This is a genomic window from Pseudomonas sichuanensis (assembly GCF_003231305.1).
GTDB classification, from domain to species: domain Bacteria; phylum Pseudomonadota; class Gammaproteobacteria; order Pseudomonadales; family Pseudomonadaceae; genus Aquipseudomonas; species Aquipseudomonas sichuanensis.
Map to the genome: position 1 here is coordinate 93,992 of NZ_QKVM01000005.1, position 25,947 is coordinate 119,938.

Genomic DNA, 25,947 nt, shown 5'->3' on the forward strand with positions numbered 1-25,947 from the left:
GGAACGCTGCAAGCCGAGGGCTGCAAATAGCCTGTGGGAGCGGGTTTACCCGCGAAAATGCCAACACAGTGCTGTTGGGTCAGACCCTGCCCAGTGCCACCGCATGATGGCGCAGATGCTCATCGATGAAGCTGGCGATGAAGTAGTAGCTATGGTCGTAACCCGGCTGCAAACGCAGGGTCAGCCCATGCCCGCCCTTGCGGGCTGCCTGCTCCAGCACCTCTGGCTTGAGCTGCTTTTCGAGGAAGTCGTCGCGATCCCCCTGGTCCACCAGCAGCGGTGGGCATTCATCTGCCTCGGCCAGCAACACACTGGCATCCCACTCGCGCCAGCGCGCCCGGTCTTCGCCCAGGTAGCGGCTGAAGGCTTTCTCGCCCCAAGGGCAATCCATCGGGTTGCTGATTGGCGAGAACGCCGACACCGAGCGATAACGCCCCGGGTTGCGCAGGGCACAGACCAGCGCGCCATGCCCGCCCATGGAGTGGCCACTGATGCTGCGCTGATCGGACGCAGGGAAGTGCGCTTCGATCAGTGCCGGCAGCTCGTCCACCACGTAGTCGTGCATGCGGTAGTGCTGGGCCCAGGGCTGCTGGGTGGCGTTGAGATAGAAGCCGGCACCCAGGCCGAAGTCCCAGGCGCCCTCCGGATCACCCGGCACGCCTTCGCCACGCGGGCTGGTATCAGGGGCGACGATGATCAGCCCAAGCTCTGCGGCCAGACGCTGGGCGCCGGCCTTCTGCATGAAGTTCTCGTCGGTGCAGGTCAGGCCGCTGAGCCAGTACAGCACCGGCAGCTTCTCGCCCTGCTCGGCCTGGGGCGGCAGGTACACGGCGAACACCATGTCGCAACCGAGCACCTTGGAGCTGTGCCGGTAGCGCTTGTGCCAGCCGCCGAAGCTTTTCTGGCAGGAGATGTTTTCCAGCGTCATGGCAAGGGCCTCAGAAGTGGATAACGCTACGGATGCTCTTGCCTTCGTGCATCAGGTCGAAGGCCTTGTTGATGTCTTCCAGGCCCATGGTGTGGGTAATGAAGGTGTCCAGCGGGATCTCGCCCTTCTCGGACATCTCCACGTAGCTCGGCAGCTCGCTGCGGCCACGCACGCCGCCGAACGCCGAACCGCGCCAGACGCGGCCGGTGACCAGTTGGAACGGACGGGTGGCGATTTCCTGGCCGGCACCGGCCACGCCGATGATCACCGACTCGCCCCAGCCCTTGTGGCAGCACTCCAGCGCCGCACGCATCAGTTGCACGTTGCCGATGCACTCGAAGGAGAAGTCCACGCCGCCGTCGGTAAGGTCGACGATGACCTCCTGGATCGGGCGATCGTAGTCCTTCGGGTTGATGCAGTCGGTGGCGCCCAATTGGCGGGCGATCTCGAACTTGGCCGGGTTGATGTCGATGGCGATGATGCGCGAGGCGTTGGCCTTGACCGCACCGATCACTGCCGACAAGCCAATGCCGCCCAGGCCGAAGATGGCCACGGTGTCACCCGGCTTGACCTTGGCGGTGTTGAGCACGGCACCGATGCCGGTGGTCACGCCGCAGCCGAGCAGGCAGACCTTCTCCAGCGGCGCGTCCTTCTGGATCTTGGCCACGGAGATTTCCGGCAGCACGGTGTACTCGGAGAACGTCGAAGTCCCCATGTAGTGGAACAGCTGCTGGCCCTTGTAGCTGAAGCGGGTGGTGCCGTCGGGCATCAGGCCCTTGCCCTGGGTGGCGCGGATCGCCTGGCACAGGTTGGTCTTGCCCGACAGGCAGAATTTGCACTTGCCGCATTCCGGGGTGTACAGCGGGATCACATGGTCACCGACCGCTACCGAGGTGACGCCCTCACCTACCGCCTCGACGATCGCCCCGCCTTCATGGCCGAGGATCGACGGGAAGATGCCCTCCGGGTCGGCACCGGACAGGGTGTAGGCGTCGGTGTGGCAGACCCCGGAGGCGACCACGCGCAACAGCACTTCACCGGCCTTGGGCATAGCCACGTCCACTTCGACGATTTCCAGGGGTTTCTTGGCCTCGAAGGCTACGGCAGCACGGGACTTGATCATCATGGGTCTCCAGACAGAGTGTCGATATCAGTCTCGCAGTGTAATTCATGCCTATTTGATGAATAATCCGACCTACTAAAAAACATTATTGCCATACAGGGATAATCCATGAGCAGTCGCTGGGAAGGCATCGACGAATTCGTCGCCGTTGCCGAGTCAGGCCAGTTCACCGCGGCCGCCGAGCGCCTGGGGGTGTCCTCGTCCCATATCAGCCGGCAAATCGCCCGCCTTGAAGAACGCCTACAGACCCGCCTGCTGTACCGCAGCACCCGGCGGGTGACGCTGAGCGAAGCCGGGCAGACCTTCCTCCAGCATTGCCAGCGCCTGCAGGATGGCCGTGAAGAGGCGCTGCGCGCCATGGGCGACCTGGCCAGCGAACCCAAAGGCTTGCTGCGCATGACCTGCGCCGTTGCCTACGGTGAGCGGTTCATCGTGCCGCTGGTGACGCGGTTCATGGCGCAGTACCCGCAGTTGCGGGTCGAGGTGGAACTGAGCAACCGGACCCTCGACTTGCTGCATGAAGGCATGGACATGGCGATCCGCCTGGGCCGCCTGCAGGACTCGCGGCTGGTCGCCACGCGCCTGGCGCCTCGGCGCATGTACCTGTGCGCCTCGCCCGCCTACCTTGAGCGTTATGGCCGGCCCCACAGCCTGTCGGAACTGGCGCGGCACAATTGCCTGATCGGCAGTTCCGACCTGTGGGCGCTGCAGCAGGACGGGCGCGAATTCAGCCAGCGGGTGCATGGCAACTGGCGCTGCAACAGCGGCCAGGCGGTGCTGGATGCGGCATTGCAGGGGATGGGCTTGTGCCAGCTACCGGATTATTACGTGCTGGAGCATCTGCACAGTGGCGCGCTGGTGTCGTTGCTGGAGGGGCACCAGCCGCCCAATACGGCGGTGTGGGCGCTGTATCCCCAGCAGCGGCATCTGTCGCCGAAGGTGCGAAGGTTGGTTGATTACCTGAAGGATGGGTTGGCGCAACTGCCGGAGTATCGGCAGGGCTGAAGAGAGGTGCTGATTGTACTGGCCTGTTCGCGGGTAAACCCGCTCCCACAGGATTTCACCGCACCTGAAGTCCGTGAAAACCCTGTGGGAGCGGGTTTACCCGCGAAGAGGCCGGTGCAGGAGTACGACTTTCAACGGCGCCCAGCCCAGCGCTGGCGCAACCACTCCAGGTCTTCCGGCCGGGTTACCTTGATGTTGTCGCTGCGCCCTTCGATCAGCCGTGGCGCGTAGCCGGCCCACTCGATGGCGGAGGACTCATCGGTGACCGCCACATCCGACACCAGGCACTCGGCCAGCGCCCGGTGCAGCATCCCCAAACGGAACATCTGCGGCGTGTAGGCCTGCCAGATGGTACTGCGATCGACCGTGACGCTCACTCGGCCATCGGCGTCGGCACGCTTGAGGGTGTCCCGCGCCGGGACCGCCAACAACCCACCCACGGGGTCATCGGCCAATTCGGTCAGCAACCGGTCCAGGTCGCTACGTGCCAGGTTCGGCCGCGCCGCATCGTGCACCAGCACCCAGTCGTCGTCCGCCGCGCCTTGCGCGTGCAGCAGCAACAAGGCATTGAGCACCGAGTCGGCACGCTCGCGCCCGCCCGGGGCGCGCTGGATGCGCCCATCGCTGGCACAGCGCAGGCCGGGCCAGTACGGGTCTTCATCGGCAATACTGACCACCACGCCCTTGAGCGCGGGGTGGCCTAGAAAACAGTCGAGGCTATGCTCGAGGATGGTCTGCCCGCCCAATTGCAGATACTGCTTGGGCCGGTCGGCAGCCATGCGGGCACCAACGCCCGCGGCGGGAATCACGGCCCAGAAGGCCGGCAATTGCTGAGTCATTTTTGCGGCAGCTGGTAGAGGGTTTCGCCCTCCTTGACCATCCCCAGTTCATGACGAGCCCGTTCTTCCACGGTCTCCATACCTTTCTTCAGCTCCAGGACTTCCGCATCGAGCACGCGATTACGCTCCAGCAGCCGTTCGTTCTCGGCGTGCTGTTCGTCAATCTGCTGCTTGAGCTCGGTCACTTGCGCCAGGCTGCCATTACCCACCCAAAGGCGATATTGCAGGCCGCCGAGCAGCAGGAGCAGAACGAGAAACAACCAATAGGGACTGCGCATGAAGATATCCAGGGTATAAGGCCGCCGCAGCGAGCTTCCGATAGCACGAAGCCTGGCCGAGGCCAGGCTTCGTCGACAGAAACCCGTGTGAAGCATCTGAACATTCAGGACGAACGTTCAGGCTGCCTCGGCTGCTGCCTTTTTACCATCTCTTGCTCAGCCGCGAAACTCGTCGCGGCCACGGTAGACGGCCTTGGCACCCAGTTGCTCTTCGATACGCAGCAGCTGGTTGTACTTGCTGACGCGGTCGGAGCGGCACAGCGAGCCGGTCTTGATCTGGCCAGCAGCGGTACCCACGGCCAGGTCGGCAATGGTCGAGTCCTCGGTTTCACCCGAACGGTGCGAGATCACCGCGGTGTAGCCGGCGGCCTTGGCCATCTGGATGGCTTCCAGGGTTTCGGTCAGCGAGCCGATCTGGTTGAACTTGATCAGGATCGAGTTACCGATGCCCTTCTCGATGCCTTCCTTGAGGATCTTGGTGTTGGTAACGAACAGGTCGTCGCCCACCAGCTGGACTTTCTTGCCGATCTTGTCGGTGAGGATTTTCCAGCCAGCCCAGTCGGACTCGTCCAGGCCGTCTTCGATCGAGATGATCGGGAAACGCTCGGTCAGGCCTTTGAGGTACTCGGCGAAACCTTCGGCGTCGAACGACTTGCCTTCACCGGACAGGTTGTACTTGCCGTCTTCGTAGAACTCGGAAGCGGCGCAGTCCAGGGCCAGGGTCACGTCGGTGCCCAGCTTGTAGCCGGCTTTCTCGACGGCTTCGGCGATGGCGGCCAGGGCGTCTTCGTTGGAGGCCAGGTTCGGCGCGAAGCCACCTTCGTCACCGACGGCGGTGTTCAGGCCACGGGCCTTGAGCACGGCTTTGAGGTGGTGGAAGATCTCGGTGCCCATGCGCAGGCCGTCGGAGAAGGTCTTGGCGCCAACCGGCTGCACCATGAACTCCTGGATGTCGACGTTGTTGTCGGCGTGCTCGCCGCCGTTGATGATGTTCATCATCGGAACCGGCATGGAGTACTGGCCCGGGGTGCCGTTGAGGTTGGCGATGTGCGCGTACAGCGGCAGGTCCAGGTCCTGGGCGGCGGCCTTGGCGGCAGCCAGGGAAACGGCCAGGATGGCGTTGGCGCCCAGCTTGGCCTTGTTCTCGGTACCGTCCAGCTCGATCATGGCGCGGTCCAGGGCCTTCTGGTCGGCCGGGTCCTTGCCCAGCAGCAGCTCGCGGATCGGGCCGTTGATGTTGGCGACGGCCTTCAGCACGCCCTTGCCCAGGTAACGGCTCTTGTCGCCATCACGCAGCTCCAGCGCTTCGCGCGAGCCAGTGGAAGCACCCGACGGCGCGCAGGCGCTGCCGATGATGCCGTTGTCGAGCAGCACGTCGGCTTCCACGGTGGGGTTGCCACGGGAATCGAGAACTTCACGACCTTTGATGTCGACGATCTTTGCCATTGTTGTAAGCACTCCAGAATTGACGAAACTAACGCAACTTTTGGGAATTCTTGCCGTTCACCAGGCGACATGGCACGGGCAGGCCTGGCGAAGGGAGCCCCTGACCGATAGGTCAGGGGTTGGAACGGGCGGTACTTTACCCGAGAAATGAGCTTTACGCGGTTTCTACCGTCGGAAAACTTTTCACCAGGTCGTCCAGCTGCTTGAGCTGGGCGAGGAACGGCTCCAGCTTGTCCAGGCGCAGGGCGCACGGGCCGTCGCACTTGGCGTTGTCCGGGTCCGGATGGGCTTCGAGGAACAGCCCGGCCAGGCCCTGGCTCATGCCGGCCTTGGCCAGGTCGGTGACCTGGGCACGGCGGCCACCGGCGGAGTCGGCACGGCCGCCCGGCGTCTGCAGCGAGTGGGTGACGTCGAAGAACACCGGGTACTCGAACTGCTTCATGATGCCGAAGCCGAGCATGTCCACCACCAGGTTGTTGTAGCCGAAGCTCGAACCGCGCTCACACAGGATAAGCTGGTCGTTGCCGGCTTCGACGCACTTGGCGAGGATGTGCTTCATCTCGTGGGGCGCAAGGAACTGCGCCTTCTTGATGTTGATCACCGCACCGGTCTTGGCCATCGCCACCACCAGGTCGGTCTGGCGCGACAGGAAGGCCGGCAACTGGATGATGTCGCACACCTTGGCCACCGGCTCGCACTGGTAGGGCTCGTGCACGTCGGTGATCACCGGCACGTTGAAGGTCTGCTTGATCTCTTCGAAGATCTTCAGGCCTTCTTCCATGCCCGGGCCACGGTACGAGGCCACCGACGAGCGGTTGGCCTTGTCGAAGCTGGCCTTGAACACGTACGGGATGCCGAGTTTCTCGGTCACCCGCACGTACTCCTCGCAGACCTTCAGGGCCAGGTCACGGGACTCCAGGACGTTCATGCCGCCGAACAGGACGAACGGCTTGTCGTTGGCGATCTCGATGTTACCGACGCGAATGATCTTCTGAGTCATGGATCAGGCCTTGTTCTTCTGTGCCAGGGCTGCCTTGACGAAGCCGCTGAACAGCGGGTGACCGTCACGTGGCGTCGAGGTGAACTCCGGGTGGAACTGGCAGGCGACGAACCATGGGTGGTCCTTGGACTCGACCACTTCCACCAGCGCGCCGTCTTCGGAACGACCCGAAACCACCAGGCCGGCGTCGACCAGTTGTGGCAGCAGGTTGTTGTTCACTTCGTAGCGGTGACGGTGACGCTCGGTGATGATGTCCTTGCCGTAGCAGTCGTGCACTTTCGAGCCCGATGCCAGCTGGCAGTCCTGTGCGCCCAGGCGCATGGTGCCGCCCAGGTCGGAGGCTTCGGTACGGGTCTCGACCGCGCCGGTGGCGTCTGCCCACTCGGTGATCAGGCCGACGACCGGGTGGCCGCTGTTGCGGTCGAACTCGGTGGAGTTGGCGTCTTTCCAGCCCATCACGTTACGGGCGAACTCGATCACGGCCACCTGCATGCCGAGGCAGATGCCCAGGTACGGGACCTTGTTCTCACGGGCGTACTGCACCGCGGTGATCTTGCCTTCCACGCCGCGCAGGCCGAAACCGCCGGGGACCAGGATGGCATCGGCGCCTTCGAGCAGGCTGGTGCCCTGGTTCTCGATGTCTTCGGAGTCGATGTAGCGCAGGTTGACCTTGGTGCGGTTGGTGATGCCGGCGTGGCTCATCGCTTCGATCAGCGACTTGTACGCGTCCAGCAGCTCCATGTACTTGCCGACCATGGCGATGGTCACTTCCTGCTCAGGGTTGAGCTTGGCATCGACCACCTTGTCCCACTCGGACAGGTCGGCACTGTTGCACTGCAGGGCGAAGCGCTCGACGACGAAGTCGTCCAGGCCTTGCGCGTGCAGTACGCCAGGGATCTTGTAGATGGTGTCGACGTCTTCCAGCGAAATCACCGCACGCTCTTCAACGTTGGTGAACAGCGCGATCTTGCGACGCGACGAGGCGTCGACCGGGTGGTCGGAACGGCAGATCAGCACGTCCGGCTGCAGGCCGATGGAGCGCAGCTCCTTGACCGAGTGCTGGGTCGGCTTGGTCTTGGTCTCACCGGCGGTGGCGATGTACGGCACCAGCGTCAGGTGCATCAGCATGGCGCGCTTGGAGCCCACTTCGACGCGCAGCTGGCGGATGGCCTCGAGGAACGGCTGCGACTCGATGTCACCCACGGTGCCGCCGATCTCGACCAGCGCGACGTCGGCATCGCCGGCGCCCTTGATGATGCGGCGCTTGATTTCGTCGGTGATGTGCGGGATGACCTGGATGGTCGCGCCCAGGTAGTCACCACGGCGCTCTTTGCGCAGCACGTGCTCGTAGATACGGCCGGTGGTGAAGTTGTTGTTCTGGGTCATCGTGGTGCGGATGAACCGCTCGTAGTGGCCCAGGTCGAGGTCGGTCTCGGCGCCGTCGTGGGTGACGAATACTTCACCGTGCTGGAACGGGCTCATGGTGCCCGGGTCGACGTTGATGTACGGGTCCAGCTTGAGCATGGTGACTTTGAGCCCCCGCGCTTCCAGGATGGCCGCCAGGGAAGCCGAGGCAATGCCTTTCCCCAATGAAGAAACAACACCGCCCGTGACGAATATGTAGCGCGTCATGAAAAACCCTAGAAGTCTGCGTTAAGGCGGCATGGGCCGCCGGAGAAAGCGAAGGAAGGCCGAAGCCCCCGATCACCTGCGTCAATCACAGTGCATCTCGAACAACTGCCGCGTCTGTACAGACCAGGGGTATCCCCGGCATGGAGCTCGCTCGTCATTTTAAGAATCAGCCCAGCAAAAAACTGCTTGGTAATCGGCAACCCCTGTGTTTTCGAGGAACCCACAGAAGTTGTATCAAGAAGGGAGGGTAGTCTACCGGAATGTACCCTTCAGCTCAAACCTTGCACGCTGGTCGGCGGCTGCCAGTGCAACTGGCAATCTGCCGCCCCCAGCGCGGGCAGGTTGGCCACCGCCAGCAACCGCTCGCCCTGATACAGCAACGGCAGACGTGGGCGCACGAAATGCGGGACCTGCAACTCATTGAGCAGGCGCTTGAGGTCGCGCCGCCCACGGCCGGGAAGGTCCAGCACTTCGCCACCCCGGCGATAGGCTATGCGTAGGCCCGCTGCGACCGATTGCGCTGCCAATCGCACATGGCCGTTGCCCGGCAATGCCAATGGCTGGGTCGGATCCTGCCAGGAGAGCCCCCCCGATGGCGTGCGCTGCCACTCGCCACTCAACCACCAGATGCGTCCATGGCTGCGCTGCAACTCGCCGTCGGTCAGGCGCCACACCGGCCGGGCGTCGGCTGCAGCGTCGCGCAGGTCGTTCCAGCCCGCCCAGTGGCGGCTGTCGGGCAACCGGGTGCGCCGGCCAAGCCAGTATTGCAGGGCATTGCGCTGGCGCGCTGGCGACAATGCCGCGAGGGTGGCGAGGTCGAGGGAGTCCAGCCCGAGCCAGGGCAGCGGCGCATTGCCGCAGGCCGTTGCCAGGTCGGCTGCAGCCAGCTCATCCAGCAGGCCCAATGCCTCCCCCAGGTGCTCGGCGCTGCGCGCCAGGCTGCCTTCTGCCTGGGGCCAGCGCTGCCTCAGCAGCGGCAATACCTCGCCACGCAGGTAGTTGCGGGCGAAGGTGGTGTCGGTATTGGTGGGATCATCGACCCACACCAACCCCTTGCTCCGGGCGTAGGCCTGCAACTGCTCGCGCGACAGTTTAAGCATCGGCCGAACGAGGCCGCCCTGCCCCAGCGGCCGCGCCTCGGGCATGGCCGACAGCCCACGCAATCCGGCGCCGCGCAGCAGACGGAAGAGCAAAGTTTCGGCCTGATCGTCACGGTGCTGGCCGGTGAACAGCACGGCACCTGGAGCGAGCAGCTTTTCGAAGGCGGCGTAACGGGCATCGCGGGCAGCCTGCTCAAGACTGGCATCCAGGGCTACCTGAACGTGGATAACGTCGAGTTCGATGCCCAGGGCATCACAGACGGTTCTGCAGTGGGCCGGCCATGCATCGGCGGCAGCTTGCAGACCATGATGCACATGGACGGCACGCAGCGGCGGCGCGGGGTGGTTGCGGCCGTAGTCGGCCAGCAGGTGCAGCAGGACGGTGGAGTCGAGGCCGCCAGAGAAGGCGACATACCAGGCAGGGGCGTTGAGCCAAGGGGTGAGGTTGAGCATCGGGCCCTCACTTGCGAAAGCATCGCGGGGCAAGCCCGCTCCCACGGGAACGGCGCTTGCTTCAGGCATTGCGCGATCCCGTGGGAGCGGGCTTGCCCCGCGATTGCTGCTGCGGCGTATTAGAGGCCGTAGCTCATCAGGCGATCGTAACGGCGCTTGAGCAGCGCATCGTTGTCGAGCTTGCCGAGCATGTCCAGCTGTTCGATCAGGTCGGCACGGATGCTTGCAGAGACCTTGGCCGGGTCACGGTGGGCACCGCCCAGCGGCTCCTGGATGACCTTGTCGACGATGTTCAGGCTCTTCAGGCGATCGGCTGTCACGCCCATGGCCTCGGCAGCGTCGGCGGCACGGTCGGCGGTCTTCCACAGGATCGAGGCGCAACCTTCTGGCGAAATCACCGAGTAGGTCGAGTACTGCAGCATGTTCAGCTGGTCGCACACGCCAATGGCCAGTGCACCGCCGGAACCACCTTCACCAATCACGGTGGCGATGATCGGGGTCTTCAGGCGCGCCATCACCCGCAGGTTCCAGGCGATGGCTTCGCTCTGGTTGCGCTCTTCAGCGTCGATGCCCGGGTAGGCGCCCGGGGTGTCGATGAAGGTCAGGATCGGCATCTTGAAGCGCTCGGCCATCTCCATCAGACGGCACGCCTTGCGGTAGCCCTCCGGGCGCGGCATGCCGAAGTTGCGGCGAACCTTCTCGCGCACTTCGCGGCCTTTCTGATGACCGATGACCATCACCGGCTTGTCGTTGAGGCGCGCGGTACCACCGACGATGGCGGCGTCGTCGGCGAAATGACGGTCGCCGTGCAGCTCTTCGAACTCGGTGAAGATGTGGTCGATGTAGTCGAGGGTATACGGACGGCGCGGGTGACGGGCCAGGCGAGCGATCTGCCAGCTGGTCAGGTTGCCGAAGATGCTCTCGGTCAGGGTGTTGCTCTTGTCTTGCAGACGGGCAATTTCATCGCTGATGTTCAGCGAGTTGTCGTTGCCTACCAGGCGCAGGCCTTCGATCTTGGCTTGCAGGTCGGCAATCGGCTGTTCGAAATCGAGAAAATTCGGGTTCATAGTCATCCGTCTTGGGTCTACGGCCAGGCGGCCGGCCGGTTGATCCGTTTGGCGCCCTACCTTAAGGGATCAGGCGCATTCAGGTCGAGATTAAATTTTTAGTCGATTCAACGATATTGCAGGAAGACGTTCTCACGCCCGAACTGGTCACGCAGTGCCTGAATCAGGCCATCGGCCGGGTCGATGCACCACTGGTCGCCGAACTGCAGCATGGCCTTGGCGTCGCTGCCGGTGTACTCCAGGGTGATCGGGCAGCCCCCGCGATGGCGGGTAATCAGCTCGCCCAGCCACTTCAGCCGATCGCCCTTGAGCGCCTCGTGGGCGACTTTCAGGCGTAGGCTCTCGGCCAGCTTGGTGCGTGCATCCTCCATGGTCATCACCGTCTTGACCCGCAGGCGCAGGCCGCCGGAGAAGTCATCGTTGCTGACCTCCCCTTCCACCACCACCATGGCGTCGGTCTGCAGCAACGCTTGCGCGGCCATGAAGGCGTCGGCGAACAGCGAGGCTTCGATACGCCCGGAACGGTCGTCCAGGGTCACGAAGCCCATCTTGTCGCCCTTCTTGTTCTTCATCACCCGCAGGGCAATGATCATCCCGGCAATGGTCTGGGTGTCACGCGCCGGCTTGAGGTCGATGATGCGCTGGCGGGCGAAGCGGCGGATCTCGGTCTCGTATTCGTCGATCGGGTGGCCAGTGAGATACAGCCCGAGGGTGTCCTTTTCGCCCTTGAGACGCTCCTTGAGCGTCAGCTCGCGCACCTTGCGGTGGTTGGCGTAGACGTCGACATCCGCCTCGTCGAACATGCTGCCGAACAGGTCGACGTGACCACTGTCGGCGGTATGCGCCGCCTGCTCGGCAGCCTTGACGGCCTCGCCCAGCGCCGACAGCAAGGTGGCGCGGTTGATGTCGATGTTCGCCTGGTAGGCCTTGATCTCGTCATGGAAGTGCGGGCCCAGGCGGTCCAGCGCACCACTGCGAATCAACGCGTCGAGGGTACGCTTGTTGACCCGCTTGAGGTCGATGCGTTCACAGAAGTCGAACAGGTCCTTGAACGGGCCGCCTTGCGCCCGAGCCTCGACAATCGCCTCCACCGGCCCCTCGCCCACGCCCTTGATCGCACCCAGGCCATAGACGATGCGGCCATCGTCGTTGACGGCGAACTTGAAGTCGGAGAAGTTCACGTCCGGCGCATCGAGACGCAGCTTCATGCTGCGCACTTCCTCGACCAGCACCACCACCTTGTCGGTGTTGTGCATGTCCGCCGACAGTACCGCGGCCATGAACGGCGCCGGGTAGTGGGTCTTCAGCCAGGCGGTCTGGTAGGACACCAGGCCATAGGCCGCGGAGTGGGACTTGTTGAAGCCGTAACCGGCGAATTTCTCTACCAGGTCGAAGATGTTACCCGCCAGATCCGCATCGATGTTGTTGCCGACGCAACCCTCGATGAAACCGCCACGCTGCTTGGCCATCTCCTCGGGCTTTTTCTTACCCATCGCCCGGCGCAGCATGTCGGCGCCGCCGAGGGTGTAGCCGGCCATCACCTGGGCGATCTGCATCACCTGTTCCTGGTACAGGATGATGCCGTAGGTGGGCGCCAGTACCGGCTTGAGGCCTTCGTACTGGTAGTCGGCGTGCGGGTAGGCCAGTTCGGCGCGGCCGTGCTTGCGGTTGATGAAGTCGTCCACCATGCCCGATTGCAACGGGCCGGGACGGAACAACGCCACCAGTGCGATCAAATCTTCCAAGCAGTCGGGCTTGAGCTTCTTGATCAGCTCTTTCATGCCGCGGGATTCGAGCTGGAACACCGCAGTGGTCTCGGCCTTCTGCAGCAGCTCGTAGGTCTTGCGGTCATCCAGCGGGATGAAGTCGATGTTCACGTCGGGCAGATTGTTCTTTTTCTGCTCGCGATTGATGATCTCCATCGCCCATTTGATGATGGTTAGCGTGCGCAGGCCGAGGAAGTCGAACTTCACCAGGCCCGCGGCCTCGACGTCGTCCTTGTCGAACTGGGTCACCAGGCCGCCGCCCTCTTCGTCACAGGCGATCGGCGAGAAGTCGGTGAGCTTGGTCGGGGCGATTACCACACCACCGGCGTGCTTGCCGGTACCGCGGGTGACACCCTCGAGCTTGAGGGCCATGTCCCAGATCTCGCGGCCATCCTCGTCGCTCTTGAGGAAGTCACGCAGGATTTCCTCCTGCTCGTAGGCCTTCTCCAGGGTCATGCCCACTTCGAACGGGATCATCTTCGACAGCCGGTCGGCCAGGCCGTACGACTTGCCCTGCACCCGCGCCACGTCGCGCACCACCGCCTTGGCGGCCATGGTGCCGAAGGTGATGATCTGGCTGACCGCATTGCGGCCATAGGCCTCGGCCACGTAGTCGATCACCCGGTCACGGCCATCCATGCAGAAGTCGACGTCGAAGTCGGGCATGGAAATACGTTCAGGGTTGAGGAAACGTTCGAACAGCAGGTCATAGGCCAGCGGGTCGAGGTCGGTGATCTTCAGTACATAGGCCACCAGCGAACCGGCACCCGAGCCCCGGCCCGGGCCAACCGGCACGTCGTTGTTCTTGGCCCACTTGATGAAGTCCATAACGATCAGGAAGTAACCGGGGAAGCCCATCTGGATGATGATGTCCAGTTCGAACTTCAGGCGGTCCAGGTAGACCTGGCGCTTCTCTTCGTAGTTGGGCGTGGTCTCCTTCGGCCAGAGCACCGCCAGGCGCTCCTCCAGGCCTTCGTGGGAGACATGACGCAAGTAGTCGTCGATGCCCATGCCGTTGGGCGTGGGGAAGTCGGGCAGGAAGTACTTGCCCAGCTGCACGGTGATATTGCAGCGCTTGGCGATCTCCACGGTGTTGGCGATGGCGTCAGGCAGGTCGCTGAACAGCTCGGCCATCTCTTCGGCGGACTTGAGGTACTGCTGATCGCTGTAGCCACGCGGCCGACGAGGGTCGTCGAGGGTCCAGCCTTCGCCGATGCAGACCCGGGTTTCGTGGGCGTCGAAGTCCGACTGCTTGATGAAACGCACGTCGTTGGTCGCCACCAGCGGCGCGCCGAGCTTGTCGGCCAGGGCCACGGCGGCGTGCACGTATTCTTCGTCGCCGGCACGGTTGGTGCGCTGCACCTCGACGTAGAAGCGCTCCGGGAACATGCCCATCCAGTCGCCGAGCAAGGCCTCGGCCTCATGCTCGCGCCCCGCCATCAACGCCGCGCCGATATCGCCTTCCTTGCCCGCGGACAGGGCGATCAGGCCCTCGCTGGCCGGGGCGATCCATTCGCGCTGGATGATCACCAGGCCATTGCGCTGGCCGTCGGTCCAACCCCTGGAGATCAGCTCGGTGAGGTTGCGGTAGCCCTGGGGGTTCATGGCCAGGAAACAGATCCGCGACAGCGGTGCCTCGGGATCGCTGCCCGCCAGCCACAGGTCCGCGCCACAGATCGGCTTGATACCGGCGCCCATGGCGGTCTTGTAGAACTTCACCAGCGAGCACATGTTGCTCTGGTCGGTGATCGCCACCGCCGGCATGTTCATCCCGGCCAGGGCCTTGGCCAGCGGCTTGATCCGCACCAGGCCGTCGACCAGGGAGAATTCGGAATGCACGCGAAGGTGAATGAAGGAGACCGACATGGAAAGTCCTGTAGCAGCGCTGAACGACAAGGGCGGGATTGTAGCGTATTGCCGTTCGCTTGCCTCGCCTGGAGGCCAGCGGTTGGTTGCAGAATGCATCGCGGGGCAAGCCCGCTCCCACGCAGTCTTGCCTGGCGTGGGAGCGGGCTTGCCCCGCGATGAATGGTGAAAGCTGTCAGATCAGAGCGTTCGGCTGCCCCTCACGGGCCTCCCAGGCCGCCCGCACCGGCGCGAACGAGCGCCGGTGAATCGGCGTCGGCCCAAGCCGTGCCAGCGCCTCCAGGTGCACCGGCGTCGGGTAGCCCTTGTGCCCGCCGATCCCGTAACCCGGGTAGATCTGCTCGAACGCGCTCATCTCGCGGTCACGGGTCACCTTGGCCAGGATCGACGCGGCGGCAATGGCCGGCACCTGGGAGTCACCCTTGACCACCGGCGCCGCCGGCACCGACAGTTTCGGGCAGCGGTTGCCGTCGATCAGCGCCAGCTTGGGCGTGACGTGCAATCCCTCGACCGCGCGCTGCATGGCCAGCATGGTGGCTTGCAGGATATTCAGACGGTCGATTTCCTCGACCTCGGCGCGGGCGATGCAGAAGCTCAGGGCTTTCTCGCAGATCTCGTCGAACAACGCCTCGCGCTTGGCTTCGGTGAGTTTCTTCGAGTCGTTCAGGCCAAGGATCGGGCGCTGGGGGTCGAGGATTACAGCCGCAGTAACGACCGCGCCGCACAGCGGGCCGCGGCCGACCTCGTCGACACCGGCGACCAGGTCCTCGACCAGGTTGAAATCCAGTCCCATCTGCATGTCAGCGATCCTTCAACAAGGCAAGCACCGCGTCAGCCGCCTGGTTGGAGGCGTCACGGCGCAAGGTACGGTGGATCTGGTCGAAGCTTTCGGTCTGCTGCGAGCCGTCCTTGACCAGCGGTGCCAGGGTCTGGGCCAGGGCTTCACTGGTGGCGGCGTCCTGCAGCAGCTCCGGCACCAGCAGGCGCTGGGCCAGCAGGTTGGGCAGCGACACGTAGGGGCTCTTGACCATGCGCTTGAGGATCCAGTACGTCAGCGGCGCCAGGCGATAGGCCACCACCATCGGCCGCTTGTACAACATCGCCTCCAGCGTGGCGGTACCGGATGCGATCAGTACTGCATCGCACGCCGCCAGGGCTGTGTGCGACCGGCCGTCCAGCAGGGTCAACGGCAGCTCGCGCCCTGCAAGCATCTGCTCGAGTTGGGCACGCCGCGCGGCATTCGCGCAGGGCAGCACGAAGCGTACGCCCGGCACCAGCTCGACCAGACGCTGGGCAGCATCCAGGAACAGTGCGCCCAGGCGCCCTACTTCGCCGCCACGGCTGCCTGGCATCAGCGCCACCACTGGCCCGGCGGCCAGCCCGAGCTCATTGCGGGCGGCTGCGCGATCGGCCTGAAGCGGTATGGTGTCGGCCAGCGGGTGGCCGACGAACCGCACCGGCACGCCCTGCTCTTCATAGAAGCGCGCCTCGAACGGCAGCAGGGTCAGCATCAGGTCGCAGCCTTCGCGAATCTTCAACACGCGCTTCTGCCGCCACGCCCATACCGATGGGCTGACGTAGTGCACGGTCTTGATCCCGGCCTGCCGCAGCTTGAGTTCGATGTTGAGGGTGAAGTCCGGCGCGTCGATACCGATGAAAACGTCTGGCTTTTCGTCGATCAGCGTCTGGATCAGCAGCTTGCGCCGCTTGAGCAGCTCACGCAGGCGCCCCAGCACTTCGACCAGGCCCATCACCGCCAGGCGCTCCATGGGGAAGTAGGACGTCATGCCTTCAGCTTCCATCAAGGGCCCGCCCACGCCGATGAAGCGCACATCGGGGTGGCGGGCCTTGATGGCGCGCATCAGGCCGGAGCCAAGGATATCGCCGCTGGCCTCACCCGCGACCAACGCAACGCAGAGTTGGGCCATATCAGCGGGTGATGCCGCGGGCGGAATCGACGATCGATTTGCGGAACACTTCGACTTCAGGGAACTGGCCAGCCAGTTCCTCGAGTTCCTTCAGTGCTTCCTCGACGGTCAGCCCCTGGCGATAGACCACCTTGTAGGCGCGGCGCAGGGCATGCAGCACTTCGTCGCTGAAACCGCGACGGCGCAAACCTTCGAAGTTCATGCTGCGTGCTTCTGCCGGGCTGCCGAATACCGTGACGAACGCCGGGACGTCCTTGCCGATCGCCGTGCCCATGCCGGAGAAGGCGTGGGCACCGATGTGGCAATACTGGTGCACCAGCGTGTAGCCGGAGAGGATCGCCCAGTCGCCCACATGCACATGGCCAGCCAGCGCAGTGTTGTTGACCAGGATGCAGTGGTTGCCGATCACGCTGTCGTGGCCGATGTGCGCGTAGGCCATGATCAGGTTGTGGTCGCCCAGGGTGGTTTCCGAACGGTCCTGCACGGTACCGCGATGGATGGTGACACCCTCGCGGATCACATTGTGATCGCCGATCACCAGGCGGGTGAGTTCACCCTTGTACTTCAGGTCCGGGGTGTCTTCACCGATGGAGCTGAACTGGTAGATACGGTTGTGCTTGCCAATGCGGGTCGGGCCCTTGAGCACCACATGAGGGCCGATGACGGTACCCTCGCCGATTTCCACATCAGGGCCTACGATCGACCAAGGGCCGACCTCGACGCCGTCGGCCAGCTTGGCCGAAGGGTCGATGATCGCCCGAGGGTCAATCGAATTCATAGGGACTGTTCCGCGCAAGTGATTTCTGCCGAGCAGACGGCCTTGCCATCAACCAGTGCACGGCATTCGAACTTCCAGATCATGCGCTTGCGGCTGATGAACTTGGCTTCCAGCACCAACTGGTCGCCCGGCAGCACTGGCTGGCGGAAACGCAGCTTGTCGGAACCGACGAAGTAGTACAGGGTGCCATCAGCCGGCTTGGCATCGAGCATCTTGAAACCGAGAATCCCGGCCGCCTGGGCCATCGCCTCGATGATCAGCACGCCCGGCATGATCGGGTGCTGCGGGAAATGGCCGTTGAAGAACGGCTCGTTGATGCTGACATTCTTGTAGGCACGAATGCTCTGGGCCTCGAAATCCAGATCCGTCACCCGGTCCACCAGCAGGAACGGGTAACGGTGAGGCAGGTATTCGCGAATCTCGTTGATGTCCATCATTTCGGGGGGAAGCCTGTAATAAGAATAGGGAGCGCAGGTGCTGACCACACGCTCCTTTTGCAGATCCAAAGAGGAGCCAGCTAGCGATTGTGCACGCTTGCTCAGAAAGCGGTATTAGCCTTCTGATGTCGGCTGGCCACCTGAGGTCACTGTATCGACACGTTTTTCCAGCTGTTGCAGACGCTTGGCCGTCTCGTCCAACTGGCGAATCCGCGCGGCACTCTTGCGCCATTCGGCCAGTGGCTGCATGGCCGTGCCAGAAGAATAGCCGCCTGGCTCGGTGATCGAACGGGTAACCATGGTCATGCCGGAAACGAATACGTTGTCGCACACCTCGATATGCCCGACCATGCCGACGCCGCCCGCAATCATGCAATGCTTGCCGATCTTGGTGCTGCCGGAAATACCAACGCAGGCCGCCATCGCCGTGTGGTCACCGACCTGCACGTTGTGGGCGATCTGGATCTGGTTGTCGAGCTTGACGCCATTGCCGATCAGGGTATCCGACAGCGCACCGCGGTCGACGGCGGTGTTCACGCCAATCTCCACGTCATCGCCCAGCGTCACGCCACCGATCTGGGCGATCTTCTGCCACACGCCCTTCTCGTTGGCGAAACCGAAGCCCTCGCCACCGATCACGGCGCCAGACTGGATGACCACGCGCTTGCCGATGGTCACGTCGTGATACAGCGTGACCCGCGGCGCAAGCCAGCCACCCTCACCGATGACGCAACGGGCGCCAATGAAACAGTGCGCGCCGACCGTGACGTTCGCGCCAATACGCGCACCGGCTTCGATCACCGCGAAGGGACCGATGCTGGCGCTGGCATCCACCTGTGCGTCCTCGGCTACCACGGCGCTGGGATGAATTCCCGCCACAGCCTTGGGCTTGGGGTCGAACAGGTGCGAAATACGCGCATAGGCAAGGTACGGGTCGGGCACGATCAGTGCGTTGCCGGCAAAGGCTGCGGCATCCTCGGCCTTGAGCAGCACCGCGCCGGCCTGGGCATTGTCCAGGTACTTGCGGTACTGCTTGTTGGCGAGGAAGCTCAACTGCCCGGGCCCGGCCTCCTGCAAGGTGGCCAGCCCACTGATCTGCAGCGCCTCGGGGCCCTTGAGCTCAGCCCCGAGGGCCTCGGCCAGCTGGCCGAGCGTCATGGTCACGGTCATATCAACGGGCTTGGTTCATGCGCTCGATGACCTGGCGGGTGATGTCGTACTGCGGTTTGACATCGATGACCGCGCCACGCTCGAGCACCAGATCAAAGCCCCCCTTCTTGATCACTTCTTCGACAGCGCCATCCAGCTTGGGCTTGAGCTGCTTGAGCATGTCGCGGTCGGCCACGGCCTTGGCTTCGTTCAGCTCCTTGGACTGGAACTGGAAGTCACGGGCCTTCTGCTTGAATTCGAGCTCCAGGCGTTCACGCTCAGGCTGGGCCATTTTATCGCCGCCCTTGATCAGGCGGTCCTGGATGCCCTTGGCGCTGCTTTCCAGGCCCTTGAGCTTGGTCAGTTGCGGGCCGAATTTTTTCTCGGCGTCAACGGCGTACTTCTTGGCCGCGTCGGACTCGAGCAGGGCCATCTGATAGTTCAGCACGGCAACCTTCATTTCGGCGAAAGCCGGGGTGGCGACCAGCGCCGCAGCCACGAGGGCCAGTTGGGTCAACTTACGCACGATGCACTCCTGGATAAACCGTTGTCGTTATGCAAGGGCCGACCTCAGAAGGTCTGGCCCAGAGAGAATTGGAACACCTGGGTGTCGGCGTCGTCCGGCTTCTTGATCGGCATCGCCAGGCTGAAGCTCAACGGGCCCAGCGCGGTGATCCAGGTCACACCCAGACCCACGGAGCTGGCCATGTCGGAGAAACCGACCTTGGCGCAATCCGGCTTGGAACCGCAATTGGTGTCGAACACGTTACCCACATCCCAGAATACCGAGGTACGCAGGGAACGCTGGTCCTTGACGAACGGCAGCGGGAACAGCAGTTCTACACCGCCCTGCACCAGCACGTTGCCACCGAACGGCAGCGGATCCTGGTCCGGGTCGGCGATGGTGCCCTGGTTACCCGTAACGGCTGCACCGCGGCTTGGCGTGCTGCGCGGCCCCAGGCTGCTGTCCTTGAAGCCACGTACCGAGTTGAAACCACCGGCGTAATAGTTCTCGTAGAACGGCAGGCCCGAAGTGCTACCGAAGCCATCACCATAGCCCAGCTCGGTGTGCAGGCGCAGGGTGTAGTCGTTGTTGATTGGCTTGAACAGCTGGCCGCGGTAGTCGAGCTTGTAGAACGACAGGTCGCTGCCCGGCACGGTGGTTTCCAGGGTCAGGCTTTGCGAGTGACCACGGGTTGCCAGCACGCCTTTGTTCAGGGTCGATTCGGACCAGCCGACCGAAGCCTTGAAGTTGAGGAAGCTGTCACCCTCGTCCTGAATGAACTTGAAGATCTCGTCGACGGTGTAACGGCCGGTCTTGAGCTTGTCCTGCTGCACGGTCAGGCCGTAGGTCAGGCGCGAAGTCTCGCTGATCGGGTAACCCAGGCTGACGCCGGCGCCGAGGCTGTCGACCGCATAGCTGGCCACGTCGACGTCGAGATCGTCGTAGTTGGTGCTGCGGTAGAAGGCGTTGTAGCCCAGGCTCACGCCGTCGGCAGTGAAGTAGGGGTCAACGAAGCCGAAGTTGTAGCGGGTCTGGTATTCCGAACGGGTCAGGCCGATGGACACCTTGTTACCGGTACCCAGGAAGTTGGTCTGGCTGATCGAGCCACCCAGGATCAAGCCGGCACTCTGGGCGAAACCGACGCTGGCGGTGATGGAGCCGGAGGCCTGCTCTTCGACGCTGTAGTTGACGTCGACCTGGTCGTCGGTGCCCGGCACTGCCGGAGTCTCGACGTTGACCTCCTTGAAGAAGCCCAGGCGCTCGAGGCGGGTCTTGGACTGGTCGATCAGGTAGGTCGAAGCCCAGCCACCTTCCATCTGGCGCATTTCACGGCGCAGCACTTCGTCTTCGGTCTTGGTGTTGCCGCGGTAGTTGATGCGGTTGACGTAGGCGCGCTTGCCCGGATCGACGACGAACATGATGTCGACGGTGTGATCCTGGTCGTTTGGCTGTGGCACGCCGTTGACGTTGGCGAAGGTATAGCCCTCGTTACCCAGGCGACGGGTAATGAGGTCGGAAGTGGTGGTCATCACCTTGCGCGAGAACACCTGGCCGGGCTGTACCAGCAGCAGCGACTTGACCTGGTCTTCCGGGACCTTGAGGTCGCCGGAGAGCTTCACGTCACGGACGGTGTACTTCTCGCCTTCGTTGATGTTGACGGTGATGTAGACGTGCTTCTTGTCCGGGGTGATGGACACCTGGGTGGACGCGATGTCCATGTTGATGTAGCCGCGGTCCAGGTAGTAGGAGCGCAGGCGCTCGAGGTCACCGGACAGTTTTTCACGGGCGTACTTGTCGTCGTTCTTGAAGAACGACAGCCAGTTGGTGGTTTTCAGCTCGAACAGCTGGCCCAGGGTTTCGTCGTCGAACACCGTGTTGCCGACCACGTTGATGTGCTGGATCGCAGCGACGGTGCCTTCGTTGATCTTGATCTTCAGGCCGACCCGGTTGCGCGGCTGCGGCACGACTTCGGCGTCGACTTCGGCCGAGTAGCGGCCCTGGGCCACATACTGGCGCTGCAGTTCGTTACGCACGCCCTCGAGGGTCGCGCGCTGGAAGATCTCGCCTTCGGCCAGGCCCGACTGCTTCAGGCCCTTCATCAGGTCTTCGGTGCTGATGGCCTTGTTGCCTTCGATCTCGATGCTGGCGACCGACGGGCGCTCGACCACGTTGATGATCAGGACATTGCCGTCGCGATTCAGCTGGATGTCCTGGAAGAAACCGGTCTTGAACAGCGAGCGGGTGGAGTCGACCAGACGGCGGTCATCGACCTGATCGCCGACGTTCAGCGGCAGGGCGCCGAACACGCTGCCGGCGGAAACCCGCTGCAGGCCGTTGACACGAATATCGGAGATGGTGAAGGACTCGGCGTGAACTTCAGCGATCATCAGTGCGGAGAGGACCGCAGTTAGCAGCAGACGTTTCATGAAGTCCTTTTATTCCAACTGGCAATAAACAACCCGCCGCAAAGAGGCAGCAGGTTTCGCGATTGAGCGAAGCTTTTATAGTCGACCCAGATCGTTGATCAGGGCGAGCAACATCACCCCTATGACCAAACTGATACCGATCTGGACCCCCCAACCCTGCACCCGATCCGAGAGCGGACGACCGCGCGCCCACTCGATCAGGTAGAACAGCAAATGCCCCCCATCCAGTACTGGAATAGGCAGCAAATTCAGAACCCCCAGGCTTATGCTCAGGTAGGCCAGGAAATTCAGGAAATCCCCAACGCCCGACTGGGCTGAAGCGCCCGCCACTTTAGCAATGGTTATCGGTCCGCTCAAGTTTTTTACCGAGAGCTCCCCGAACAGCATTTTCTTCAACGATTCAAGGGTCAGGACACTCATGCTCCAGGTCCGCGAAAGGCCCTCGCCCACGGCCTCGAGCGGGCCGTAGCTGACCTCGCGGAGCATTTCTGGCGGCCATTGCGCGCCTTTCACACCGGCACCCAGATAACCACCGGCTGCCTGGCCTTCGCCCTTGCGCGCCAGCGTTACCGGCAGCTCCAGCTGCGCGCCGTCACGTTCGATGCGCAGATTGACCTTTTGTTCAGGGCGGGCGCGAACGGCATCGACCACCTGCTGCCAGTCAGCCAACGCCACACCTTCGAGGGCCAACAACCTGTCGCCGGTCTTGAGCCCCGCCGCTGCCGCCGGCCCCTTGGGATCGATCTCGGCCAGCACCGGCGTCACTGCCGGGCGCCACGGGCGCAGGCCCAGCGACTGGATCGGGTCGGGCTCATCGACGCCCTTGAGCCAATGGCTCAGCTGGATATCGCGCTGCTGCGGGGCCGTTGCGCCCTCATCGAGCACCCCCACGCGCAGGGTGCCGCTCTCGCCGAGGCGACGCACCAGTTGCAGGTTGACCGCCGACCAGCCATTGGTCGGTTCACCGTCGACCGAGACAATTTCCTGACCCGCGCTCAAGCCGGCGACGGCCGCCAGGCTGCCCGACTCGACTGCACCGATGACCGGGCGCACCTGCTGGGTGCCGAGCATGGCGATGACCCAGAAGAACAGGATGGCGAGCAGGAAGTTGGCGATGGGGCCGGCGGCTACGATGGCGATGCGCTGGCGTACCGACTTGCGGTTGAATGACTGCTCGATCAGCGCCGGCGGAACCTCGCCCTCGCGCTCGTCGAGCATTTTGACGTAGCCACCCAGGGGGATGGCTGCCACCACGAACTCGGTGCCCTGCCGATCATGCCAGCGCAACAGCGGCGCACCGAAGCCGACCGAGAAGCGCAGAACCTTGACGCCACAGCGCCGCGCCACCCAGAAGTGACCGAACTCGTGAAAAGTGACCAGCACACCCAATGCCACCAGGGTGCCAACAATCATGTACAGCGCAGTCATGAGCTATCTCCGCAAGACGTTCGGTGCTGCCGCTCAGCGGCCGTGGCGTCTCAGCCACTCACGGGACAGCTCCCGCGCACGCTGGTCGGCGGCGAACACCGCATCGAGCGTGGCAACTGGCACCACAGGCTCCTGTTCGAGCACCTGCTCGATCATACCCGCGATCTCCGGGAAGCGGATACGCCGCGCCAGGAACGCGTCCACCGCCACTTCGTTGGCGGCGTTAAGCACCGCTGGCGCACTGTTGCCCGCCTCGGCAGCCTGACGCGCCAGGCGCAGGCAAGGGAAGCGCTGTTCGTCGGGGGCCTGGAAATCCAGACGGGCGATGGCGAACAGGTCCAGTGGCGCAACCCCTGAATCGATACGCTCCGGCCAGGCCAGGGCGTTGGCGATCGGGGTACGCATGTCCGGGTTGCCCAGTTGGGCGAGCACCGAGCCATCGACATAGTCGACCAGCGAGTGGATCACGCTTTGCGGATGCACCACTACTTCCACGGTCGCAGGTGCCGTATCGAACAGCCAGCAGGCCTCGATCAGCTCCAGCCCCTTGTTCATCATGCTGGCCGAGTCGACCGATATCTTGCGCCCCATGGACCAGTTGGGATGGGCACAGGCCTGCTCAGGCGTGACATCGACCAGCGCTGCCGCAGGCATTTCGCGGAACGGACCGCCCGAGGCGGTGAGCAGGATGCGCCGCACCCCCACCGCACTCAGGCCGCGGGCGTAGTCGCCAGGCATGCACTGGAAGATCGCATTGTGCTCGCTGTCGATCGGCAACAGCACGGCGCCACTGCGACGCACGGCGTCCATGAACAGCGCGCCGGACATCACCAGCGCTTCCTTGTTGGCCAGCAGCACCTTCTTGCCCGCCTCGACCGCCGCCAGGGTTGGACGCAAGCCTGCGGCGCCAACGATGGCCGCCATCACCGCATCCGCTTCCGGCGCGGCCGCGACCTGGCACAACCCTGCCTCACCCTCGAGCACCTCGGTGGCGCAGCCTGCAGCAGCCAGGCCCTCGCGCAGACGGGCGGCCGCCTCGGCGCTCGGCACCACGGCGAACGCCGGGCGATGGCGCTCGCACAGCGCCAGCAACTCGTCGACCCGGGAGTAGCCGGTCAGCGCGAATACCTGGTAGCGCTCGGGGTGCCGGGCGATCACATCCAGGGTACTCAGGCCGATGGAGCCGGTAGCGCCTAGTACCGTGATGCGCTGCACAGCACTCACAGCACACCCCACTCGGCGGCCCACAGCAGCACGGCGAACATCGGAATGGCCGCGGTCAGGCTGTCGATGCGGTCGAGCACGCCACCGTGGCCGGGCAGCAGGTTGCTGCTGTCCTTGATCCCCTCGCGACGCTTGAACATGCTCTCGGTCAGGTCACCGACCACCGAGGACATGACCACTACCACTGCGCCCAACAAGCCCAGCAGCAATTGACCAAGGCTCCAGTCGCGGTACAGGGCGACGCCCAGGCTGATCAGCAGGCTGACGGCCAGCCCTCCGTAGACACCTTCCCAGCTCTTGCCCGGGCTGACCTGCGGCGCCAGCTTGCGCTTGCCGAAGGCACGCCCCGAGAAGTAGGCGCCGATGTCGGCGGCCCAGACCAGCACCATGACCGCCAGGATCAGCCAGTTGCCCTGCGGCCAGTGCTTGAGCAGCACCAACCCTTGCCAGGCCGGCAACAGGATCAGCAGGCCGATCAGCAAACGGCAGGCGGCGCTGGTCCACAGCTCGTTGCTGCGTGGATAGGTCAGCACCAGCCAGGTGGCCAGCGCCCACCAGATCACCGAGGCGCCCAGCACCCAGGGCGCGAGGTCGGGCATCAGGTAGAGCAGCATCAGCGCGCCAGCGACCACCGCGGCATAGGCAATGCGCAGCGGCTGGGCTACCAGCCCGGCCAACCGCGCCCACTCCCAGGCACCCAGCGTGACCACGAAGCCGATGAACAAGGCGAAATCCCCACCGTTGAGCAGGAAGAAACCACCCAGCGCGACCGGCAACAGGATCAGCGCAGTAATGATGCGTTGTTTAAGCATTAAGCACGGGCTCCGGCTTCGACCTGCTCGCTGGTCTTACCGAAGCGGCGCTGGCGCGAAGCGAAATCGGCCAGCGCGTTGCGCATGGCCTCGTGTTTGAAGTCCGGCCAGAACAGGTCGGAGAAGTACAGCTCGGCATAGGCCAGCTGCCACAGCAGGAAATTGCTGATGCGCCGCTCGCCACCGGTGCGGATGCACAGGTCGGGCAGCGGCAGGTCGCCGGTGGCCAGGCACGTCTGCAACAGCTCGGGGGTGATGTCGTCCGGGCGCAGATGACCGGCCTGGACTTCCCGCGCCAGGCGTTGGGCCGCCTGGGCGATATCCCACTGACCACCGTAGTTGGCGGCGATCTGCAGGATGAACCGATTGCTGCCGGCAGTGGCTGCCTCGGCCTCGCGCATCGCTGCTTGCAGCTCAGGATGGAAGCGTGAACGGTCGCCAATGATGCGCAGGCTGATGTTGTTGTCATTCAACCGCCTGGCCTCGCGGCGCAGTGCAGAGAAGAACAACTCCATCAACGCCCCGACCTCGTCGGCCGGGCGCTGCCAGTTCTCGCTGGAGAAGGCGAACAGAGTCAGTACTTCAACCCCGGACTCGGCGCAGACTTCGATGACCGCACGCACGGCATCGACACCCGCCTTGTGCCCGGCAACGCCGGGCAGCAGGCGCTTCTTCGCCCAGCGATTGTTGCCATCCATGATGATCGCGACGTGACGCGGCACCGAGGACGGCGCCGCCAGCTTGGTCTTTTCCATTA

Annotated in this window: 22 protein-coding genes; 1 reads left to right on the forward strand and 21 read right to left on the reverse strand. The window is 63.8% G+C overall.

Going from position 1 to position 25,947, the window contains the following annotated elements:
• Positions 1-79 precede the first annotated feature (79 nt).
• Together fghA and DM373_RS04380 are read right to left on the reverse strand one after the other, a co-directional pair.
• Positions 80-928 (reverse strand): S-formylglutathione hydrolase, encoded by an 849-nt coding sequence (gene fghA, locus DM373_RS04375; RefSeq protein ID WP_110992399.1) that lies wholly within the window; start codon positions 926-928, stop codon positions 80-82.
• A 10-nt stretch (positions 929-938) separates the two neighbouring features.
• Positions 939-2,051, reverse strand: coding sequence for an S-(hydroxymethyl)glutathione dehydrogenase/class III alcohol dehydrogenase (locus DM373_RS04380; RefSeq protein WP_110992400.1), 1,113 nt, complete (start codon positions 2,049-2,051; stop codon positions 939-941).
• Positions 2,052-2,159: 108 nt separating this feature from the next.
• Here DM373_RS04380 and DM373_RS04385 point away from each other — a divergent pair, with 108 nt between their 5' ends.
• Positions 2,160-3,056 (forward strand): LysR substrate-binding domain-containing protein, encoded by an 897-nt coding sequence (locus DM373_RS04385; protein ID WP_110992401.1) that lies wholly within the window; start codon positions 2,160-2,162, stop codon positions 3,054-3,056.
• Between the two features lie 131 nt (positions 3,057-3,187).
• Here DM373_RS04385 and ispD read toward each other — a convergent pair whose 3' ends face one another.
• The 19 genes from ispD to uppS all read right to left on the reverse strand — a co-directional run bounded on the left by ispD (position 3,188) and on the right by uppS (position 25,945).
• A complete protein-coding gene (ispD, locus tag DM373_RS04390; protein ID WP_110992402.1) occupies positions 3,188-3,895 on the reverse strand; it encodes a 2-C-methyl-D-erythritol 4-phosphate cytidylyltransferase in 708 nt (235 codons plus the stop codon).
• The gene (gene ftsB, locus DM373_RS04395; protein WP_110992403.1) at positions 3,892-4,173 is read right to left on the reverse strand and encodes a cell division protein FtsB; all 282 of its coding nucleotides are present in this window, start codon (positions 4,171-4,173) and stop codon (positions 3,892-3,894) included. The genes ispD and ftsB overlap by 4 nt, the downstream gene beginning before the upstream one ends.
• 156 nt (positions 4,174-4,329) lie before the next feature.
• On the reverse strand, positions 4,330-5,619 hold the full coding sequence (eno, locus tag DM373_RS04400; RefSeq protein ID WP_110992404.1) for a phosphopyruvate hydratase: 1,290 nt from the start codon (positions 5,617-5,619) through the stop codon (positions 4,330-4,332).
• A gap of 154 nt (positions 5,620-5,773) precedes the next feature.
• A complete protein-coding gene (kdsA, locus tag DM373_RS04405) occupies positions 5,774-6,619 on the reverse strand; it encodes a 3-deoxy-8-phosphooctulonate synthase (protein ID WP_110992405.1) in 846 nt (281 codons plus the stop codon).
• Between the two features lie 3 nt (positions 6,620-6,622).
• Entirely contained in the window at positions 6,623-8,251 is a 1,629-nt protein-coding gene (locus tag DM373_RS04410; protein WP_110992406.1) for a CTP synthase, read from the reverse strand.
• Positions 8,252-8,520: 269 nt separating this feature from the next.
• A complete protein-coding gene (tilS, locus tag DM373_RS04415; RefSeq protein ID WP_110992407.1) occupies positions 8,521-9,804 on the reverse strand; it encodes a tRNA lysidine(34) synthetase TilS in 1,284 nt (427 codons plus the stop codon).
• Positions 9,805-9,923: 119 nt separating this feature from the next.
• A complete protein-coding gene (locus DM373_RS04420; protein WP_110992408.1) occupies positions 9,924-10,871 on the reverse strand; it encodes an acetyl-CoA carboxylase carboxyltransferase subunit alpha in 948 nt (315 codons plus the stop codon).
• Positions 10,872-10,978: 107 nt separating this feature from the next.
• Entirely contained in the window at positions 10,979-14,503 is a 3,525-nt protein-coding gene (gene dnaE / locus DM373_RS04425) for a DNA polymerase III subunit alpha (RefSeq protein ID WP_110992409.1), read from the reverse strand.
• A 175-nt stretch (positions 14,504-14,678) separates the two neighbouring features.
• On the reverse strand, positions 14,679-15,302 hold the full coding sequence (gene rnhB, locus DM373_RS04430) for a ribonuclease HII (RefSeq protein ID WP_110992410.1): 624 nt from the start codon (positions 15,300-15,302) through the stop codon (positions 14,679-14,681).
• Between the two features lies 1 nt (position 15,303).
• Positions 15,304-16,431, reverse strand: a complete 1,128-nt coding sequence (lpxB, locus tag DM373_RS04435) for a lipid-A-disaccharide synthase (RefSeq protein WP_110992411.1) — start codon at positions 16,429-16,431, stop codon at positions 15,304-15,306.
• 1 nt (position 16,432) lies between these two features.
• Positions 16,433-17,209 (reverse strand): acyl-ACP--UDP-N-acetylglucosamine O-acyltransferase, encoded by a 777-nt coding sequence (lpxA, locus tag DM373_RS04440; RefSeq protein WP_110992412.1) that lies wholly within the window; start codon positions 17,207-17,209, stop codon positions 16,433-16,435.
• Positions 17,206-17,646, reverse strand: a complete 441-nt coding sequence (fabZ, locus tag DM373_RS04445) for a 3-hydroxyacyl-ACP dehydratase FabZ (protein ID WP_110992413.1) — start codon at positions 17,644-17,646, stop codon at positions 17,206-17,208. The genes lpxA and fabZ overlap by 4 nt, the downstream gene beginning before the upstream one ends.
• A 114-nt stretch (positions 17,647-17,760) precedes the next feature.
• The gene (gene lpxD / locus DM373_RS04450) at positions 17,761-18,816 is read right to left on the reverse strand and encodes a UDP-3-O-(3-hydroxymyristoyl)glucosamine N-acyltransferase (RefSeq protein WP_110992414.1); all 1,056 of its coding nucleotides are present in this window, start codon (positions 18,814-18,816) and stop codon (positions 17,761-17,763) included.
• A gap of 1 nt (position 18,817) precedes the next feature.
• Positions 18,818-19,321, reverse strand: coding sequence for an OmpH/Skp family outer membrane protein (locus tag DM373_RS04455; RefSeq protein WP_110992415.1), 504 nt, complete (start codon positions 19,319-19,321; stop codon positions 18,818-18,820).
• 44 nt (positions 19,322-19,365) lie between these two features.
• Positions 19,366-21,726: an outer membrane protein assembly factor BamA gene (gene bamA / locus DM373_RS04460; protein WP_110992416.1), complete on the reverse strand. Its 2,361-nt coding sequence runs from the start codon at positions 21,724-21,726 to the stop codon at positions 19,366-19,368.
• A 75-nt stretch (positions 21,727-21,801) separates the two neighbouring features.
• A complete protein-coding gene (rseP, locus tag DM373_RS04465; RefSeq protein WP_110992417.1) occupies positions 21,802-23,154 on the reverse strand; it encodes a sigma E protease regulator RseP in 1,353 nt (450 codons plus the stop codon).
• 33 nt (positions 23,155-23,187) lie between these two features.
• Entirely contained in the window at positions 23,188-24,378 is a 1,191-nt protein-coding gene (gene ispC, locus DM373_RS04470; RefSeq protein WP_110992418.1) for a 1-deoxy-D-xylulose-5-phosphate reductoisomerase, read from the reverse strand.
• A complete protein-coding gene (locus DM373_RS04475; RefSeq protein ID WP_110992419.1) occupies positions 24,375-25,190 on the reverse strand; it encodes a phosphatidate cytidylyltransferase in 816 nt (271 codons plus the stop codon). The genes ispC and DM373_RS04475 overlap by 4 nt, the downstream gene beginning before the upstream one ends.
• Positions 25,190-25,945, reverse strand: coding sequence for a polyprenyl diphosphate synthase (uppS, locus tag DM373_RS04480; RefSeq protein WP_110992420.1), 756 nt, complete (start codon positions 25,943-25,945; stop codon positions 25,190-25,192). The genes DM373_RS04475 and uppS overlap by 1 nt, the downstream gene beginning before the upstream one ends.
• Positions 25,946-25,947 lie beyond the last annotated feature (2 nt).